Annotated in this window: 12 protein-coding genes; 1 reads left to right on the top strand and 11 read right to left on the bottom strand. The window is 31.0% G+C overall.

Annotated features, from left to right (window positions below):
* Positions 1-338: 338 nt before the first annotated feature.
* The 6 genes from melB to B5E58_RS09960 all read right to left on the bottom strand — a co-directional run bounded on the left by melB (position 339) and on the right by B5E58_RS09960 (position 16764).
* The gene (melB, locus tag B5E58_RS09985) at positions 339-1730 is read right to left on the bottom strand and encodes a melibiose:sodium transporter MelB (protein WP_088109522.1); all 1392 of its coding nucleotides are present in this window, start codon (positions 1728-1730) and stop codon (positions 339-341) included.
* A gap of 244 nt (positions 1731-1974) precedes the next feature.
* On the bottom strand, positions 1975-4044 hold the full coding sequence (locus B5E58_RS09980; RefSeq protein ID WP_088109521.1) for an alpha-galactosidase: 2070 nt from the start codon (positions 4042-4044) through the stop codon (positions 1975-1977).
* 386 nt (positions 4045-4430) lie between these two features.
* On the bottom strand, positions 4431-11510 hold the full coding sequence (locus B5E58_RS09975) for an Ig-like domain-containing protein (protein ID WP_158097729.1): 7080 nt from the start codon (positions 11508-11510) through the stop codon (positions 4431-4433).
* Between the two features lie 726 nt (positions 11511-12236).
* On the bottom strand, positions 12237-14180 hold the full coding sequence (locus B5E58_RS09970) for a beta-galactosidase (RefSeq protein WP_088109519.1): 1944 nt from the start codon (positions 14178-14180) through the stop codon (positions 12237-12239).
* A gap of 373 nt (positions 14181-14553) precedes the next feature.
* Entirely contained in the window at positions 14554-15567 is a 1014-nt protein-coding gene (locus tag B5E58_RS09965; RefSeq protein ID WP_088109518.1) for a LacI family DNA-binding transcriptional regulator, read from the bottom strand.
* Positions 15568-15672: 105 nt separating this feature from the next.
* On the bottom strand, positions 15673-16764 hold the full coding sequence (locus tag B5E58_RS09960; RefSeq protein WP_088109517.1) for an NADH:flavin oxidoreductase: 1092 nt from the start codon (positions 16762-16764) through the stop codon (positions 15673-15675).
* A 263-nt stretch (positions 16765-17027) separates the two neighbouring features.
* Between B5E58_RS09960 and B5E58_RS09955 the strand changes: the two genes are divergently transcribed.
* The gene (locus tag B5E58_RS09955) at positions 17028-17720 is read left to right on the top strand and encodes an SAM-dependent methyltransferase (RefSeq protein WP_088109516.1); all 693 of its coding nucleotides are present in this window, start codon (positions 17028-17030) and stop codon (positions 17718-17720) included.
* Between the two features lie 44 nt (positions 17721-17764).
* Here the strand turns inward: B5E58_RS09955 and B5E58_RS09950 are convergent, their stop codons facing one another.
* The 5 genes from B5E58_RS09950 to galE all read right to left on the bottom strand — a co-directional run bounded on the left by B5E58_RS09950 (position 17765) and on the right by galE (position 22067).
* Positions 17765-18358 carry a DUF4878 domain-containing protein gene (locus B5E58_RS09950; RefSeq protein ID WP_158097728.1) on the bottom strand — a complete coding sequence of 198 codons (594 nt, stop codon included), beginning with the start codon at positions 18356-18358 and terminating at the stop codon, positions 17765-17767.
* Between the two features lie 75 nt (positions 18359-18433).
* On the bottom strand, positions 18434-18601 hold the full coding sequence (locus tag B5E58_RS13660) for a hypothetical protein (RefSeq protein ID WP_164493554.1): 168 nt from the start codon (positions 18599-18601) through the stop codon (positions 18434-18436).
* Complete coding sequence (locus B5E58_RS09945; protein ID WP_088109514.1) at positions 18598-20463, bottom strand: heavy metal translocating P-type ATPase; 1866 nt, start codon at positions 20461-20463, stop codon at positions 18598-18600. The genes B5E58_RS13660 and B5E58_RS09945 overlap by 4 nt, the downstream gene beginning before the upstream one ends.
* A gap of 118 nt (positions 20464-20581) precedes the next feature.
* Positions 20582-20857 (bottom strand): metal-sensing transcriptional repressor, encoded by a 276-nt coding sequence (locus B5E58_RS09940; protein WP_088109513.1) that lies wholly within the window; start codon positions 20855-20857, stop codon positions 20582-20584.
* 190 nt (positions 20858-21047) lie between these two features.
* Complete coding sequence (gene galE / locus B5E58_RS09935; RefSeq protein ID WP_088109512.1) at positions 21048-22067, bottom strand: UDP-glucose 4-epimerase GalE; 1020 nt, start codon at positions 22065-22067, stop codon at positions 21048-21050.
* Positions 22068-22071 lie beyond the last annotated feature (4 nt).

Here is a 22071-nt window from a genome sequence, read left to right as displayed (position 1 = left end):
TAATAAGCAGCATCTCTGCTGATATAAATTTGCTCTCCAAATACGGCACCCTTTTTTAATTGACTTTATATTATCATATTACACATAACTTTTCAATAGTTTTTGAAAATCATCATCTTTTTTGTTTACTTTTAGTAAATTTTATAATATTTTTTATGCATTTATTACAAAAACTTTGTTAAAACCAAGGTCTTAAAATAAAATCAATAATGTTATTAGAGAAAAATTGTTTTTACTGTAACTTAATAAAAATATTAAATATAATTAGTTAAATTAAGGTCTTTTATAATACAAAATATATTATAAAAGACCTTTTTGAATTTATAAAATATATTTAATTAAAGTGATATATTTGCCTCTTTCTGTTTGTTCATTTCGTTTAACTGTTCCATAATTTTCTGCTGATATTCACCATGAAGTTTATATCCTTTGCAATAAATTATGAAGCCTAATATTGTTATTACAGAAGGTATAGCTATCATTATTATTCTCATACCAAAAAGAGTTGTTCCTGTCTGAGCAACATTTGGAACATATCCAACAATTGTTAAACCAACACCAATTAACCAAGCAGCAACAGCTGATGCTGTTTTAACTAATAATGTCTGGAATGAAGCTATAACACTTTCATTTCTTGTTCCGAATTTAACCTGACCATAGTCAATAACATCTGCTAACATAACTGTTGTAGCACCTAATGTAAATCCTGAACCTAATTTAAGAAGTATACCTGATAAAGCTACTAAGAATGCGTTCTGTGGTAAAATAAATCCTGCAATTAATAATAACACTAAACCAACAGCTGGTAAGAAGCAAGCTAATCCAAATACAGCTTTTTTGCTCATTATTTTAGAGAGTATTGGGAATAATATAAGTCCGGCTATTTCAGCAAGTCCTGCAAATGCAGTGAATATTGGATAAAGATTTTCGTTTCCAACAACATATGTAAAGTAATAAATTGCCATACCACCTGAAATCTGAGCAACTAAATTGTAAGCAAGAACAACACCGATATATACTGTAAGCTGGTCATTCTCTTTGATAATTTTGATAGCTTTTTTAATACTTGTTCCTTCTTTTTTACCTGTTTTATCTGTTTTAGATACATTACAACTGCTATCTCTTACATTTACAACTGTTATGATAGTTGTTATTACGAATACTACTGCTATAACTAAAGCAAGTTTTTCGTAACCTGTTGTTACATTACCTTTTCCAAAGAATTTAACAGCAGCAAGGCCGAAACCACCCATAATTAACCAAGCTAAGCTGGCAAAAATTCTAGGAATAACTGACATTTTGTTTCTTTCTTCTGGAGTTTTTGAGAGTGATGGTAACATTGACCAATATGGTATATCCATCATTGTGTATGTCATACCCCATAATATGTACATAACAGAGTAATAAACATTCAACTGACCGCCCTCTAATCCTGCTGGTTTCTTAAAGAGGAATGCTAAAACAACTGCATTTATAACTGTTCCGATTAAAATCCAAGGTCTAAATTTTCCCCATTTTGTTCTTGTATTATCAACTATCATACCCATCATTGGGTCATTGATAGCATCCCATAATCTGGCTACCAAGAACAAGTTACCAACAAATAAAGATGCAAGTCCAATTGAATCTGTGAAGTAAATCATTAAGTAATATGAAACTACTGCATAGCACAAGTCTTTACCAAGTGCACCAATACCAAATGAATACCTCTCTTTAAAAGATAATCCCATAATTAATTCATCCCTTCCTGTTTTGATGAATTAATATTATCATATTAAAATAGATTTTACAATTTGTATAACCACTCAAATTTTAGTAAAATATTTATTAACTTTCACTATATGTAAATATATGTTTTACTTATATTTTACCAAAATTTTTTCTTAATTTTTAGTAAAATATTTTACTGCCTTAAAATCCCTTGATTTATCAATAAAAATGGCAGCTACAAAAGTAGCTGCCATAATTAATAAATCATTTAATTTTATTAAATTTAATTATCATACTATCATAATCACCGGATAATCTTACATCTATACCGCAGTTCATAAAATATTCACCTGTTTTTGATATTTCTTGGTCTTTAATTTTAAGTAAATATTTACTATTTTTTTCTAAATGTCTTAATTTTATATTAACACCTCTATGACCAATTTCACTCTGTGGCAAGAATACAAATACTAATCCCTCATCATCTTTTATGTACTGATAAGTATTATATCTGTTCTTAGATTTATTCTCTAATCTATAAAAATCGCCTTCTTGAACAATATGTCTTATATCTTTATATTCTGATATTAACTCTTTAGATAACTGTACATCATCATCATTAAATTTTAATATATTGCATCCAATACCTAATGTTCCCATCATAGCACTATGATATCTAAATTTCATAGGTATAATTCTCTGTGATAAGAAGTTTGGACAGTCTGTTACCCAAGCTCTCATGGCTTTTATAGGATAAATATATGAATAACTTTCCTGAATAAATAATCTATCATAAGCGTCTGTATTATCACTTGTCCAGAAGTCATCAAATATGCCTAAAATACCATAATCAATTCTTCCACCACCTGATGCACAAGCTTCAAAAAGTACATTAGGGTGTTTGACTTTCAATGTTTTTACTATATCATATATAGTCATTATATGTTTATACCATAAGTCTTTTTCAACATTAGTCTGTGATATAGGTCTATTTGCGTCCCATTTTATATAATCAATATCATAATTTGTGAGCAAATCATCTATCATATTATATATAAAATCTTTTACTTCTTTTTTAGTAACATCCAATACATACTGACCTCTTGATGTGTCACTTTCTCTTGTATCAAAGTGATATATCCAATCTGGATGGTCTTTATAAAGCTGTGATGCAGGATTTACCATTTCAGGCTCAATCCATATACCAAAAAGCATATCCATAGATTTTACTTTATCTATTAATGGATTTAATCCCTCTGGGAATTTTTCGCTGTTTACATACCAATCTCCAAGACCATTATTAATACTGTCTCTTTGTCCAAACCAACCATCATCAACAACAAAAAGTTCTGCTCCGATTTCTTTAGCTTTCTCAGCAAGTTTTATCTGTTCATTACAGTTTACTTTAAATTCTGTTGCTTCCCAAGAATTATATAATACAGGTCTTAAACCTTTTCTTAATATATTATCTTTAGCAAAATTATGAAGATTATTTGACATTGTCTCAAAGCCACTATTGCTGTAACCAGCTATGATAGAAGGTGTTGTAAATTCTTCATTTGGTTTAAGATTTAATAAGAAATCATGGGAATTAATACCTAACTGTGCTAATGTTCCGCCATACTGTGTTTGCTCAATTACACCACTAAAATTACCACTTAATCTTAAAGCTCCAAAATATACTTCTCCTGTTGTCTCTGTTGCATTTGTACTTAAAATAAAATATGGATTATGATTATGTGTAGATATTCCTCTTCTGTTTTCTATTACGATTTTACCATAACTTACTTTCTGGTTGAATTTTTGCTGTTCTGCTCCCCAATGACCATGAACATTTGAAAATATTAAATCTTCATGAGGTATATGGAATTGCCCACTGTGAATTTTTTCGATTTTTATTACATCATTTGTATTATTTTTTACAGTTACAAATCTTTCAATTAAATCATATTCTTCATGTAATATGTAGTGTAAATCAATATTAAAATCATAGTGCTTGTCTTCTAATTTTATTATCAATTCATTATCTTTTACTTCATATCCCACATATTTATAAACAACCTCTCTACAAACATCATTGAATGTAGCTTTTAAACAGTGCTCCTTATATCTCAAGCTACCATATACAGGAAATTCCTCTTTTGTTATTTCAAATACAGGGTCATTTGTAGATACTTCAAATAATTTAGGCATTTCAAATTCTTCTACATCTTCAATTTTACTGCCCCAATACAAATGTCTTATTAGTCCCATGTCGTCCACACCAAAGGCATAAGTATTGTTTTTACTCTGTAAAGCAAACACATTTTCAATTTTATTTAATTTAATTCCCATAAATACATCGTTCCTTCCATATTTTTATCTGATAAATATTATACTTCATTTTTATTAAAAAGTCTAATTTTTTAGTTAAAATTTTACACAAAATTGCTTTATATTTTTTATTCATTATATATTTTGATTTAAAGTATTATAGGTTAAATAAATTTTAATTGTGTATAAATGATTATAAAATCAATTTTTTGATTGTATAATTATATATAATACTGTTAATTATACAATTTTAAAGACTTGTATTTGTTATAAAAATCAATAAAATTTTTATTCTATTTTTTGTCTAAATTTTATTTGATTTATTTAATATAATTTTTATTTAAATACAAACATTTAATTGAGAACAAAAAAAGACGGCAGTAAAACTGCCGTCTTAAAAATATCAATTATTTTTCTATGTCTGCAAATCTCATAAGCATTGAAGCAACTTCTGCACGTGTTGCAAAACCACTTGGGTCTAATGTTCCGTCTGTACGACCTGAAATTATACCTTTTTCAACTGACCATGCAACTGCTTTTTCTGCCCAAGCTGAAACTTTTGATTTATCAGCAAAGTTAAGAGACTGTGTTTCTACCTCTGGAGAGTTTGCATAGCGATAAAGTATTGCTGCAAGCTGTTCACGTGTTACATTATCTTCAGCACCAAAGTGTGTTTCATCATAACCACTTACAATACCTTTTTCAGATGCCCAAGCAACTGCTTTTGCATAATATTTATCTGATGATACATCAACAAATTTATTTGTCAATGCTACTTCTGGCTCTCCTGCCATACAATAGAGAACTGTAACTATCATTCCTCTTGTAACATTTAAATTTGGAGAGAACTTATCTGTTGATGTTCCACTCATGAGACCTTTAGTATATGCATTTAAAACTGCATTGTAATACCAATCTCCTTCATGAATATCACTAAATTTCATTATTACTTCTGGTTTTGTATCCTCTTTTTCATCATCTGGTTTTTCTGTATCTTCACCATCCGGATTTTCTCCAAGAGGAACATCTGGGTCTTCAACTATTTTTGCAAATTCAACTTCTATTGTATGACTTCTGCTTACAGCTTCGAAAGTATATGTTTCAACTTTTCCAACACTTCTTCCGTCAACTATAACATCATCAATTTCATATCCCTTATCTGCTGTGATTTCAAATGTTTTATTTGAACCTTTTGTCACAGAAACAGAACCTTCTGGAGATATTGAACCACCTTTTCCAGCTGTTGCTCTTATGTTATATCTTGCTACTGAACTTCCGCCACCACTTGGAGGTGTAGGGTCACTATCTTTATCCCAACCTGCATAAAGTGTTAAGTCTTTAGTAACAATAGTATTGAAATCATATTTAGCTGTACATTCTTCATCTGTAAACCAGCCTTTGAATGTGTATCCATTACGTACTGGAGGAACTGGAGCATCTACTGGCTGACCTTCTTTAACTTCAACAGAATCAATTGAAGTTCCGCCCATAGAGTCGAATGTAACTGTAAATGTTTCTTCTCCTGGGTCACCTGTTTCAAATTTTACTGTGTATGTTTCTGTGCGTGTTCCGTCTTCTGATGTTATTATTACATAACCTTCGCCCTGACGTGAAACAGGCTGTACAACTGTAACAGATGGATTTGTAGCCTCATCAACAACTGCTTCTAATATTGGTAATTCTTCATCTGGAGATAATGTAACTGTTATCTCTTTGTTTTCATCAAACTGTGAAAGTATATCTTCACCATCAAGTGTTATTGAGTCAACAATGAAATCATTGTACATTTCACAATCTATTCCATATACTTCGATTTCATCGACACCAACCCACTGACTATCCTGTGGTGTTATAAGAATTCTTATTGCACCTGTATTAACTTTATCAAATTGAACTGAAAGCATATCTGTTTTAATATCAGGTTCAAGTCCATTATTTGGAATATCGTCCTGTGAAATTACAGATACATATTCCCAATTTGAATCATCTGAAAGCTCTGACCAATTTCTTCCTGTATTTGGAGAACTTTCATCATAATCATATACATCACCTGTATAGTATTGTACTCTGTAATCATCTGGAAGTCTTACTGCATTTGCTGCGTCAGATACTTCACTTATGAAACCAACTCTAACTTCATTAACTGTAACTGGTGTATCTTCACTTAATACAATACCTACCCATGAAGGATTATGATATGTTCCTCTTTCCCAATCTGTCCAGAGTTCTTTTCCATCACCATTTGTTGATGTACGTTCACCATTATTCATATATTTAGGTAAGTCTTGGTTTGTTTCGCCATGAGATGCCATAGCAAATGGAAGACCTGTTCCTTTTCTGTTAAACGCAATATTGTCTGATTGTACTTCTTCAGCTATACGAATAGTTGCAGTTGCACGAATGTTTCCATTGTCTCCTGCACCTTCCATCATTTCATAAACTTCAGAATTTGTTATATCAACATCACCATTAACAGTTATAATATTACCTACACCTGTAAGGTCTTCTGGATTAATTTCTTCCCATGTTACTGGATATTCTTCAACACTTCCATCTGTGAAGTAAACATTTAATCTTCTTGGAAGTTCTGGAACAACACCTTCAAGAGTTGCTGTTGAGAAACTTTCAACTGTTGTTGCACCTATTACTATTACTGTTGCAGTAGGCTGTAATGTCTGGCCTTCAACAATTCCTTTTACTGTAAATGTTCCAGGTGCACTATAACTTTCAGGGTCAATATTATCCCAAACTACATCAAATTCAATGTCTGGTCCTATATTAACTTTAGCTGAAACTTTTGAAGGAAGTTCTGGAGCTTTTCCAGCATATGTTGTAACTTCAATTGGTGCATATCCTTCAACAACAAATTCAACTGGATTTATTGTGAATGTTTCAGAAACTTTACCTGAATATCCAACAATACCTCTTGCTGTTACTGTTGCCTCTCCAGGCTGAATATTATTTTCATATTCAAAAACATAATCAACACCATATGTAAGTTCTTCACCATCAAGAGTTACTACCGGACGTGGTTTTATTTCATAGCCTGTGTAATCATACTCTAAAATATCAAAAGTAAGCTGTGCATTTGAAATATCTGTTTTCTTTTCAGCTACACGAACACGAATTTCAGCAGCTGACATAAATTTATCAACTACATCGCCATATGTTGAAACACCGTAAAGACGAATATATTTAACGTTTGTTGGCTCATCAAATGTTGCTATTTTCCAATTTGAATTTCTTTCCCAGCCTGTTCCTTCTGAAACTTTAGTCCAATCTGTTCCATTTGTACTTACTTCCACACGATAATCTTTAACAATACCGTTGCTTCCGCCGTTTCCTTCAGCTCCTGGACGTGGAAGATAACGAAGGGCATCAGCTGTAATTTCTTCTTCAAGATTAATCTGTATATATCTCTTATCTGGTTTTGATGTTAAATCAGTGTCTCCAGAACCTGAATTTCCCCAACGTGAATGCCAGAATGTATTATTTGAACCGTCAACAGCAAATGCAGGTCCACCCTCATTTCCTGAAACTCCTGTATAACTTGGAGCTTCTGCTGTTGTCTTTTCATATGGATAGTCACGGCTTCCGTCTGAAGGATTGTTTCCAGCAGGCTCTCCACCTAATATAATCTGATATTCTCCACGAGTTGTATGGTCTTCTGATTCTGTAAGAATTCTTACAACACCTTCATACTCTGGAAGTATATTAAATGCTGTATTGTTTTCTGTTTTTGCTGTTACTTCTTCAATAACAAGAGCTTCTGTTGAATATACTCTGTTATTAAGTGAGTAATCATCAACTTTAACACCATTTACAGTTATTTCTGATAATGTATCCTCTGAACTTACAGGGAAACTACGTTCAGCAAGATTAAGCTGTATCTCTGTTATTCCTGTAATTTTTCCTTCTTCGTTAGTTACATTAAGTCTAACTTCAAGAGCTGATACAGGGTCAAAATCATATGTTACATGCCAAACCTGAACTCCATTAGCCTCTGAAACCTTCTTAGGCTCTGATGCTTTTATATCGAGAGGTGTCCATGTGTCTCCACCTGTTGGAGTCCAATCTAAAGATACATTTGAAGGAACTGCTGTGTTTTCATTTACGAAATAATACACACCAACCTGTGTAACATCTTGAACTGTTGCATATGTAAATGTAACTGAAGATGTATCTCCAACAAATTTATCATTTGACCAGAAAGCACCATCTTTGTATTCTTTAGCTCCATCTCTTATGGCTTCAAGGTTTCCGCTCTGCTGTTCAGCAGGTATGCTCTGGCTTATACTGTTAGCACTAGGTGCAACGTTTACTCCTGCTTCAATATTGCCATCAGCAACTCTTATTGTTGCTGTTACAGGTATTTCTTTTCCAAAAACAGAACTTGTTCCGTTTATTGTATGAACGCCTTCTTCGTCCATATCTCCTGCTTCTTCCCATTCAACTGGGAATTCTGCATTGAGTATTGTTCCATCTGGAAGAACAGCTGGACGTGACATAGGAAGATTTACACTTCTAGCATTTCTCTGTACTGCTGCTGAATAATTGAGGAGAGCAACAACATCACTTATCATTGTAATATTTACAGATACGATAACATTTGTTCCATCAATAGTTCCTCCAATTGAGAAACTTCCTTCCTCATTTATTAAGCTTTCATCATAATCATTCCATGTTACAGTTTTTGTTTCTGTTTTTCCGTTCTGATAAGTTACTTTCACAGTATCAGGTAAATTTGGTTTATTTCCAAGTTTAACATAGTGATAACGTGAAATTTCATAACTTATAATGCTATCTTCTGGCTGTTCTGAACCTTCCGGAGCTTTAGTATTTACAGTTATACTTGATGAAGCAAGTCCGCTTGATTTTGCTGTTACTGTAAATGAACCAGCGTCTTTTTCAGACTGTACTATTGCAACAAGCTGTCCAGCACCAGCTTTATGAGTAAGTGACTGGTAAGAAGTATGGTCTGGTTGACGTCCATTATCAACACCAACAATTTCTCCATTACCTTCAATAGAAAGGCTTATTGTATTGTCTGCTGAATTTACAATATTACCTTTTGAGTCTTCAACATTAATTGTTATATAACTTAAATCATCGCCATCAGCTGTTATTGTACTTCTATCAGCTTCAAGACTAAGTTTTGTAGGATTTCCTGTTGTCTCAACAACATTTCTTCCCTCTGTATTTGAAATCTCTTTTCCTGACTCGTCATAAGCAACTGCTTTTAATGTACCTTCTTTATAAGGAACTTGGAAAGTAGCATAAAGGTTCTTATGACCTTCTCCACCCTGCCATAATCTGTATTTATATCCGGCTGGTGTTGTTTTTTCAACTGAAGTAGCTTCTGCAACTTCTTCATCATTAAGGAAAAGTTTAACTTTTGCTGCATCTGAATAAACTACAACTTCAACATTTCCTGAACCATCAACAACGATTTCATCTTTGTTCCATGTAGGAAGTACATGAAGTGTGTTTACATCATCATTCCACATACTTTGGTATAACCAATAGGAGTCTTTTGGAAGACCATTTGTATCTATAATACCAAAGTAAGATGATTTTGGAGAATTTGGCCATGTTCCCTGAGCACCAGGTCCAACGCCATTCCAAGGAGTAGGTTCACCAATATAGTCAAAACCTGTCCAAACGAATTCTCCCATACTGCCATCTCTCTGAAGTGTACGCATCCATGCATCACTAGCTGTTGCTCCCCAGTTAACAGCACTCTTATCATAAGATGTAAGGAGATAATCACCTTTTCCACCATCTCCGTTACTGTTCTTTCTGTCATAAACACCACGGCTATTTACTGCTGATGCTGTTTCTGAGTAATAAACAAGAAGTCCACCATCATAAGTTGTCCAAGTGTCATATCTTCCTGTATTTGCATAGTTTACACCAGAAATTCCACCAAACTCTTTTAATACAGCTCCTACTCTCTTTCCTGTTGCTTCATTATTTGTATTCTGTCCAAATGTAGGAGGACGTGTAGCGTCTATTTCCTGTACCCATGTACAAAGCTGTCTTGCTATATCTGGATACTCTCCAGCACGATTGTTTGCTGTACCTTCAAAAATTTCATTTCCAAGGCTATACATAATAACAGCTGGTGAATTCTTATCTTGATTTACCATAGCTTTGATATCATATTCAGACCATGTCATTCCATCTTCTTTTCCTACTATTGTGTTATCTGTATCAATAGTTTTTTCAAACCATGATGCATAGTCGTTGCTATTTCCGTTCTTTGACATTACCCACATATCAAAAGCTTCATCAACAACCATCATACCTTTTTCGTTACAGATATCAATAAGCTCTTTTGCTGCTGGGTTATGAGTAACACGAATTGCATTACAACCCATGTCTTTAAGTATTTCTACCTGACGCTCTATTGCACGATACCATGCTTCTGAACCGAGAGCACCTTGGTCATGATGCATACAAACGCCTTTTAATTTTGTTGGTACACCGTTTAATAAAAATCCCTGTGTACTGTTAAACTCTGTATAACGGAAACCAAAATCAGTATTATATGTATCAATTACATTCCCATCTTTTAAAACTTCTGTTGTAACATAATACATATTAGGTGAATCTGTTGACCAAAGTTTTGGAGAACTTACAGTCACACTTACATCTTTATCAACTTTTCCATTTCCGCTAACTGTGAAAGGTTCGCTCTGCCCTGTTGCAACAGCAGTTTCATTTCCCTTTTCATAAACAGAATGTCTTAATGTTATTTCCGCATCTTCTGTGCTGTCATTCTGTACTGTTGTTTTTACATTAACTTTACCGCCTCCAGATTTAATATCAGGTGTAGTAATGTATGTACCATACTGTGCCACATGTATAGGGTCTGTTACAGTAAGGTTTACAGAACGATAAATACCACTTCCTGAATACCATCTACTGGAAGGAGTTTTGTGTTCAACTTTAACAGCTATAACATTTTCACCGTTAAAATTAAGCAATTCTTTTGGAAGTTCAAATGAGAATGCTGTGTATCCATAAGGGTGGAAACCTAATTCCTGACCATTAAGGTATACTGTGGCATTCATATAGACCCCGCCGAAATCAATCTGCACTTTTTTATTCTGCCATTCTGGTGAAACTGTAAAGCTCTTTCTATACCAGCCTGTACCGCCGGGGAGATAACCGCTTTCAGCTTCATTTGAGGAAGAATATTCCTGCTCGATACTGTAATCATGAGGCAAGTCTACATTTCTCCAAGATGAGTCATTGTAATCTGGTGCAGCACTTCCGCCGTCCCCCAGATAAAAACGCCAGTGGTCACTAAAGTCCACTGTACGAGCTGAGCCGACATAAGAATTGACATATACAGTTTCTGCAACTGAAGATGTCTGACTATCTGTCGACCTTAGAAATTTGTCGGCAAAAGCACTTGTGGTCAACACATTGAAACACATTGCTGCTGCCAAAAAGCCTGATAGTAATTGCTTCTTTTTCACTTCTTTTCCTCCCATAACTTATAAAATTGCTACAACATGCAACAGGGTAAGAAGTACATTTAATGTGAAATCACATCAAATGTCAACTAACACAATTAAATTGTATTTTATAATATATTAAAATTCAATGTCGCATTCATAGAAAATATTAGTATATTTTTATTTACAATTACTTTTAATAAAAATTTTAGCTCTTTATATTAAAATATTTTAAAATAATATTTTTATATTATAAAACATCATAATTTCACAAAGCGTAATGTTTTATATTATTATTAAACTATATAAGCGGATAATATAAAAAAACAGGGTATTAAACCCTGTTTTTACGCTGTTTTAAAGAATTTTTAACATTTAATATTAAATTTTTTTATTTCCTTATAATAGTAATAAATTTATTAAAACATTATTTATGCTTATTTTTATAATTAATAATAAAATTATCAAAATATTATAATAAATCTAATTAAGCTTATAAAACCTTAAATATACAGCTTTTTTTAGTAATATTTAATATTATTTCTATATCACAAAAATATTACTATTATAAATACGAAAAAACCGAATAAAATAACATAAATTTAGTAAAATAATACTATTTTAATTACATTTTCAAAAAACAATTTTATATATTATTGGCTATATTAAGAAAGCACTTACAAAATAATCAGCATAACATATAAAATAATAATTTCATATATATTATATACTTGTTATGTTTTTCTCTTACACAATTTTACATTCATAAGGCTTCAAAGAAAAATCTCCAAATTGAGCTGTATAGCCATTATGATTTATAACAAAATTTATTGCTTCTTTACCTATTCCACGTCTAACAAACTCTACTCCCTCATCTGAATATATAGGAACAATGCCAACTTCATTAATTATTGTACCTATAATATTTTTGAGGGTATTTTCATCAGTTGAACAACCTAAATAATAGGCTTTTCCCTTACCATAATTATTTCTTGTTACTGCAGCATAGTTTTTATAAAAATCATCACCATATTTAAACATAACTTCTGCTGTTGTAGGAACAAGCATATCTCTAAATATTCCACCTGTACCATTTTTACCTTTAAACTCACCATTTCCAATAATAGGGAATGCATTTATATCCTGAAGACTTTCTGTCTCATCAACATATACCCCTGTAAGTTCATCATATCCTACTGGAATAACTTTTCCTAAAGTAAGATTATTATTTTCGTCTTTTACAGCATTTCTATATGTAAATACTGCTGTTCCACCATTATTTACATACTCTTTGACTTTAGCTCTAAATTCGTCTTTTACAACTATCATTTGTGGTAAAATTATAATACTGTATTTTGAGAAATCAGCATCAGAAGGTATAACATCAACCATAACATTAATATCATAAAATGGTTTATATAATTTTTTCATTTCATTATGACAATCAAGAAGTATACTTTGTTTCTGAATTCTAAAAGATGCTATTGAATCATAATCATATATTATTGCAACTTTACTATTTATAGGAAGTTCAAGTTGTTTATCATATTTTGATATTGTTTTGAAAAAGTCTTGAACTTCATAAAATTTTCTTCTCTTTATATTATCAGCATCAATTACTCCATAACAAAATTGTTCTGCACCCTTTGTAGCTCCTCTATATCTAAAATACATAAGAGATGAACATCCTCTAGCCATTCCCTGATATGACCACATTTTAGCCTGATTTGGACGAGGAAGGAAACCTGTTACATCATGACCTTGTGCCCCCATAATAGCCTCTGTAATCCAAAAGTTTTCTCTCTTTAATCCTCTTATATAGTCAAGTCCGAAAGCTATTTCATGAGGTGGAATTGGCTCTTTTTGACCACCCCATACAGGATAGTTATTATATGCAACAACATCAAGATGTTTTGCTACGTCGGAATAATCACAATGTTTATCAAGTCCACCACCTGGGAAGTCATGCATAACAACTGCATTTGGAGCTATTTCTTTAATAAGTTTTGATTGGAAAGCAGCAAAATTTACAATACTTTCATTTCTAAATCTTTCCCAATCAAGTCTCAATGATGGATTATGAGTTGTTATTGTCTCTGTTGGAAGAGGTATTTCATCGAAATCATTGTATTCTTGTGACCAGAAAGTTGTTCCATATGTACTGTTTAAAAGCTCTATATCACCATTAAATTTATTTTTAAGATATTCTTGAAAAGCTTTATGGCACTGATTACAATAACATATATCACTGCCCTCATGTCCAAACTCATTGTCAATCTGCCATGCAACAATAGCTTCTTCATTTTTATAATGTTCAACAAGTTTTCTTATTATTTTTTCAGAATATTCATACATATATGGACTGTTAAAACAATAAACATGTCTTCCACCAAAAGTTCTCTTTCTTCCATTTTCAAACTCTGAAAGTATTTCTGGGTGTTTTTTTGCAAGCCATGCAGGTATTGTTGCAGTAGGAGTTCCCATAATAATTTTTAACCCTTTTGATTTTGCTTTAGCTATTACATTATCAAAAAATGAAAAATCGTACTGACCTTCTTTCTTCTCCATAATATGCCAGCAAAATTCTGCTATTCTTATTACATTACAACCAAGCTCAACAATATTATCCATGTCTTTATCCATCATAGATATATCCCATTGTTCTGGATAATAATCAACACCTAACCACATTTTACTCCACCTGTACCTTTCATCATAAAAATATTTTAACATTTTGTTTACTAATATTTTTACCTACTCAATATTAAAACCATAATAAATTTTAGCAATATAGATTTATGCTATTTTGTCACTATATTTATTAAATATATAGTATTTATTGTTGTTTATGACATAATATTATCACAACAATAGTTATAGGTCAATGAATTAAATCCAAATTTTACATTTATTAAAGTAAATTTTTTACTCACAATTTTTACTAAATTTCACAATAAAAAAGAATATTATGTTTTTGTAGAAATATATATTTTTACATTTTATAACATAATATTCTTTATATTTAAGTATTTTTTATTTAAACTTAACATTAATTATATGTTTTTTATAATTGTTTTACACTGTGTCTATCAATAAGCTCACAGGATATAACTATTTTTTTACAATGATTTTCACCATTCCAAATTTGGTCAAGAGACAATAATCCAGCTTTGGCATTTTCACGCATATAAACTTCGATTGATGTTAAAGGTGGATTTGCAAACTCTGATAAACTTGTATTATTAAATGTTATAATACTTATATCATCTGGAACTGATATATTTTCTTCTTGTAACGCCTTTAAAGCTCCAGGAGCTATGGAGTCACTAGCAATAAATATTGCTGAAGGCATATTTTCAGAATTTTTTATAAACTCCTTCATTTTATCATATCCGCTTTTAGAATTCATTTCACAGTCTATAACAAAATTTTTATTAAACAATTTTTTATCACTCATTGAATTTCTATAATAATAAAATCTTGGGTCAAGAGTAATTGCTTTAGTATCTCCAAAAGTATAACAACTACCCATAAATGCTATATCTTTATGACCTTTTTCAATAAATTCATTTATAGCAAGTCTTACAGCAAGATGATAATTTGGAACTATGCTGTAATATTTTTGTTCATCTGGTGATGAATCTATAAAAACAATATTATTTGTATATTCCTTAAATCCTTCTATTTCTTCAGGTGTAAATCTTCCTATGGCAATAATTCCATCCAGTTTTTCATCATCATTTTTTATAAACTTTCTATCGCCATTTCTAAAAAGAGTAACTGTATTAATTTGTTTTGAAAAACATTCCTCCTCAAGAATATTTTTCATAATAAGATAATATATGTCTTCAAGAAGCTCTTTAAGCTCAAACATTTGAGCAATACCTATTCTTTTATTTGAAAAAGCATCATCTCCATATCTTTGACCTACTGTTTTGTATCCTAATTCCGATGCAGCCTTAAAAATTCTTTCTCTTGTCTCGTCGGAAACACTAAGACTTGAATCCCTGTTCAATACTCTTGAAACTGTTGATTGGGATACTTTTGTTTTTTTTGCAATATCCTTTAGTGTTGCCATATTTACTCTCCTTCTGTCACTCATCACACATTTATAAAATAAAATCATTTTTTTAATTTTATCACAGTAATATTTTAAAATCAAATTTATGAAAATTTGATTTTATTATTTACTGCAAAAAACAGTACAATAATTTCCTTCTGGAGTTCTACATTTTGAACAGTGAACACATTTAGCTTTTTTGGTATCTCCTAAAATCCATCTTTTAACCAAATCAGGCTCAGTGAGAAAAGGACGACTTATTCCAAAACCTGAAATATTTGTTTTAGAAAGTATTTTATTCATATATTCTGGACTTCTGAAACCACCTGTCACATATATAGGAACATTCACTTTATCAGCAATAATTTTTCCATACTCTACAAAATAGCCATCTTTTAATATAGAATGACCATCAAATTCATAACCTGCCATTTTTTCAGCTTTTCCATGAATATTTCCTGAAATCTCTATACAATCAATACCCTTTTTCTCTAACATTTTACAGAAAGTCAAACAATCATCAAATGAAAATCCTCCTTCTGTAAAATCTGTACATGTAATTTTTATCATAACTGTATAATCTTTTCCAACAGCTTTTCTAACTTCATCATAGCACTCAATAACAGCTCTTGCTCTATTTTCAATAGAACCACCGTATTCATCAGCTCTTCTATTATAATATGGACTTAAAAACTGATTTAACAAATAGTTATGACCTGCATGAATTTGAACAGCATCAAAACCACTTTCTTTTACACGTCTTGCAGCCTCTCCATGAGCTTTTGCTACAAGTTTGATATCATCAATAGTCATTTCTTTTCCTTTTGTGCCTGTTGTAATTTCAGGGACACCAGAAGGACAAAATATTGTTCGTTCATTAACTTTGTATGTTGTTTTTGTTCCACCATAAGCAATTTGCATCATTATTTTTCCATTATGTTTATGAACAATATCAGTAAGTTTTTTATATGATGGTATAAAACAATCATCATAAATTCCCATCATGCCAGCGTTTGGACAGTCACTTTCCATAATTCTGGCATAACCTGTTGATATAAGTCCCACATCATTTTTTGCTAATTCCTCATATATTTCATACTGTTTATCACTCATAAAACCTTTTTCATCAGCAAGGGCTTCCCATGTAGCACTTCTTAATATACGATTTTTACAATTTATATTTCCAATATTTATATTATCAAAAACAGAAGACATTTTTATTTACCTCCTAAAATTTTATCATAATATTTTCCAACATTCATATTTTATCATAACAAAATTATATTGTCCATTAAGCTATATAACTTTAAAAATATAAATTTATATGATAAAATTAATAAAATGAAAAATATAAGGAGATTAATTTTTATGACTAATAATTATTGTAAACTAGCTTCGGTGTTATTTTGGGAGGCTTTAAAATAACACTTTTATGCCTCCACAAGAATAATATTAATAATATATGGAGGTTTTTAAATATGAAATATATGACTGAAGAATTTATAAATAAAAATATGATGGGACCAAGTTCAGTAATTATAGCAGATGAACTTACAAAAAATTTGGATTTAAAAAAAGGTATGAAAATTTTAGATTTAGGATGCGGAATGGGTCTTACATCAATTTTTATGGCTAAAAAATATAATGTTCAAGTATTTGCCGTTGACCTTTGGATTTCTGCCACTGATAATTTCAACCGTTTTAAAGAAATGGGTGTTGATGATTTAGTTATACCTATTCATTCTGACGCACTTAATATGCCTTTTTCAGAAAATTACTTTGATGCAGTTATAAGTGTTGATTCATACCATTATTTTGGAAATAATGATACTTATTTTAAAGATACTTTAAAACCATTATTAAAAAAAGATGCTATTATTGCATTAGCCTTTCCTGGAATGAAATATGAAGTTCATAAAAATATTCCAGAAGAAATGAAGCCTTATTGGGAAGAAGAAGCCCTTTCAATGTGGCATTCTATTGAATGGTGGAAACCTAAATTTTCTAAACATATTAAAAATCTAGAAATAAATGAAATGAAATGCTTTGAAAAAGCATGGTTAAAATGGTTAAATACAGATAATCCTTATGCTATAAGTGACAGAGAAATGATTGCCACTGATAATGGAAAATATATGAACTTAATATCAATCAAAGGATTTAATATTTAATTTAATGAAAAAAAGCATTTCTTATAAAAGAAATGCTTTTTTTATTATTCAGATAAACTGTTAAATGACTCTGCCACACCTGACATATATGTAATCATACCACCTGTTACAGCGTCTCCAAATTCTTCGGTATTTTCTATAACCCACTGATTATCTTTAAGTGTAAAATTAATATTTATATTTGTTGTTTTCTTTTCTGCTTTAGAAATCTCTTCATTCATAATTTCAATAGTTCTTGTATTTATTTCTTCTTGAGTTTTTTCTGTTCCATCTTCATTAAATGCACTTGAGAGAAGTTCTGTAAACATTGTTGAAAATACATTTTGCATAACAACAGACATATCAACATTTGTTATATCAACATTAACAGTAGCTTTTCCATCTTTTTCCTCTGAACTTTTTATTTCAAAAGTAAGATTTTTTGTTATATTTTTAATCATTTCTTCATCTTCTGATGAACTTTCTTCACCTTCACTTGAAAAAGTACCTGTCATATATTTTTCAATAGTTTCAAAATCACCTTTTTGAAAAGCTATAAGTACATTTTCAGCAGCTTTTTCTGGACTTTCTGTTTTTGAACATGATGAAAGACCAAAACACATAATAACAGCAATTAATAAAGCTAATAGTTTTTTCATAAAATTATCCTCCATATAATATTATTGTTTCAAAGTATATTTTACTATAAAATTATAGGAAGTTTAATATATTTATTATAAAAATAAATTATAACTTGTAATAAATGACACTATAACACCAATAACACTTGTTATTGTATAAATTTTCTTTGACTCTTTATCATCTTTTTCATTTATTAAATAATAAATACCACCTAAAAAAATTATAATTCCAACAATAAAAGCTAATATATTTACAATCATTTTTTATCCCTCCATTTAAGTAAAAAAGCTGAATTTATAATAACAAAAACTGAGCCAGCATTATGAACAAGTGCTCCAACAACAGGATTTAAAATCCCTGTAATTGCAAGTATTATTGCAACAAAATTTAATATCATTGAAAAAGTAAGATTATATTTAATAGTTGTCATCATTTTTTTTGATAATTTTAAAATATGTGGAATTTCTTTAATATCATCATTGACAAGGACAATATCTGCTGCATCCATAGCAATATCACTTCCAATGCCACCCATAGCAATTCCAACAAAAGCTTTTTTTAATGCTGGTGCGTCATTTATGCCGTCACCAATCATACAAACTTTGTTTTTTTCTATCTGATACTTTTCTATAATATTTAATTTATCTTCTGGTAAACACTCTGAATAAAATTCAAATATACCAACGTTATCAGCTATATTTTTTGCTGTATTTTTGTTATCTCCTGTTAAAAGAACAGGTTCTATTCCTATTTCTTTAATATTTGATATAGTTTTTTCAACATCATTTCTCACAGTATCAGCTAAGGCTATAAAACCAGCAATAACTCCATCAATAGCAGTGTATATTATAGTACAACCTTCTGATATATATTTTTCATCATTTTTAATATTTTCTAGTTTTATATTTTTTTCATTTAAAAGTTCTTTATTTCCTGCAATAATTTCATGTCCTTCAATTATTGCCAAAACTCCCCTTCCTGGAACCATTTCAAAACTTTCACATTCCTTAATTTCATCAGTTTTAAAAGTTTTATATGATGAAACAACAGCCTTTCCTAAAGGATGTTCTGAACGTAACTCAGCTGATGCAGTAAATCTATAAATATCTTCATCACTATAATAAGATAAAAAACTTTCTGTTTTTACAACTTTAGGAGTACCATATGTAAGTGTTCCTGTTTTATCAAATGTAATTTTATTAATCATAGAAAGTCTTTCAAGAGCGTCCCCCTCTCTCACAAGAAAACTGTGTTTTGTTGAATTTCCTATGGCTGCCATAATAGCTGTTGGTGTAGCTAACACAAGAGCACAAGGACAAAATACAACGAGTATTGTTACAGCTCTTATAATTTCTCCTGTTATAATCCAAGTTATAAGAGCGGATGTTAAAGCTATAACAACAATCCATGTTGCCCATTTATCAGCAACCCCAACTATTTTTGCTTTACCTGCATCAGCAGACTGAACAAGTTTTATCATTCTTTGTATAGAACTATCTTCTCCAACTTTTACCGCCTTCATATCAAAAGAACCAAACTGATTTACAGTACCACTTGATACCTCATCTCCAACAGTTTTATCAACAGGCATTGATTCTCCCGTCATAACTGCTTGATTTACAGATGTTCTTCCAGATAATATAACTCCATCAACAGGTATTGTCTCACCAGGTAAAACTCTTAAAATATCTCCCACTAAAACTTCTTTTGCATTTATAATAGACTCTTTGTTATCTCTTATTATTCTTGCAGTTGTTGGTGTTAGATGTACGAGTTTTTCAATACCTTCTCTAGCCTTTGAAACTGTTAAATCTTCAAGAAGTGCTCCAATTTGCATAATAAAAGCCACTTCTCCAGCAGCAAATGTTTCCCCTGTTATAACTGAAGCTATAAGAGCAATAGAAACAAGAACATCGGCCTTTATATCAAAAGCTGTTACAAGACCTATTATAGCCTCAAGTATAATAGGAATACCACATAAAATAATAGCTATCCAAGCCATATCAAAGGGAAGTTCTATAAAATTAAAAAGACTATTTAAAAGTCCTATGGCTGATAAAATAAGAAAAATGATATCTTTTTTTAATCCTCCAAATTCCAAAAACTCCTCTAACTTATCCATACTCTACTTTCCTCCTCAAAACAAAATTATACCCATGGGGGTATATGTATATAATACCTATAGGGGTATTAGTTTGTCAATAGCAAAAAAAATAAAACCGACATAAAAATCGGTTTTATTATTTCATATTTGCAAATCTTTCAACAGCTTTTGTAAAATTTTTAATAGTTTTTTCAGGGTCACCATGCTCAATTCCATCTCTGACACAATGATTTATATGTCCTTCAAGAACTACTTGACCTACTTTATGAAGTGCAGATTTTGCAGCATTAATCTGTGAAAGTATATCTTCACAAGGTACATCCTCATCAACCATTCTATCTATGGCTTGTACTTGACCTATAATTTTTTTAAGACGTCGGTGGAGATTATCTGAGTCCATACACTGTTTCATTATTATACCTCCTGTAAAAACAATTTATGTGTATATTATTATTTGAATTTTAATTTTTGTCAAGTAAATAAAAATATATATAAATATAAAAAGTCCAGTGTAAAAAACACTGGACTTTTTGAGAGAGAGTTGATTAGAAAAATTATGTATCAGTTTTTCTGATACAAAAATATGGTATCATTTATTATAATTATTCATTATAACCGTTAGGATTTTTTGACTGCCAATTCCAGGAATCTGCACACATTTCATCAATGCCATATTTAGCTTCCCAGCCAAGCTCATCATGAGCCTTTTTAGAATCAGCATAGCAAGTTGAGATGTCTCCAGCTCTTCTAGGCTTGATTTCATATTTAATTTCATGACCACAAGCTTTTTCAAAAGCATGAAGAACATCAAGAACACTATAACCGTTACCTGTTCCAAGGTTGTAAACTTTTACGCCACATTTTTCATCAATCTTTTTGAGGGCTTTAACATGACCATCAGCAAGGTCAACAACATGGATATAGTCACGAACTCCTGTACCATCATGAGTATCATAATCATTTCCAAATACTCCAAGGCACTGAAGTTTTCCTATTGCAACCTGTGCAATATATGGAAGAAGATTGTTAGGTATACCCTTAGGGTCTTCTCCTATAAGTCCACTCTTATGAGCTCCAATAGGGTTAAAGTAACGAAGAAGAACTACATTCCATTCTGGGTCTGCTGTATGGAAGTCTGTGAGTATCTGCTCAAGCATCCATTTGCTCCAGCCATAAGGGTTTGTACATGTTCCCTTAGGGCATTCTTCTGTGATAGGAATAAATGCAGGGTCTCCGTAAACTGTTGCTGATGAACTGAAAATTATATTTTTAACTCCGTGATTTCTCATAATATCACAAAGTATTATTGTTCCACTGATATTGTTTTCATAATATTCAAGAGGTTTTGCAACAGACTCACCTACTGCTTTTAAACCTGCAAAGTGAATTACTGCATAAATATCCTCTTTGTCAAATATTTCATTCATTTTAGCTTTATCTCTAATATCAGCTTCATAGAATGTAACTTTTTTGCCTGTTATTTCTTCTACTCTATCAACAGCTTTTTTATTTGAATTGTAAAGATTATCAACTATTACAACTTCATATCCAGAATTTAAAAGTTCAACACAAGTATGACTTCCAATATATCCGGCACCGCCTGTTACTAAAATTTTACTCATAGCT

The sequence above is a fragment of the Tyzzerella sp. An114 genome, assembly GCF_002161055.1.
GTDB classification, from domain to species: domain Bacteria; phylum Bacillota; class Clostridia; order Lachnospirales; family Anaerotignaceae; genus Fimicola; species Fimicola cottocaccae.
This window is presented reverse-complemented; position numbering and strand designations above follow the sequence as displayed.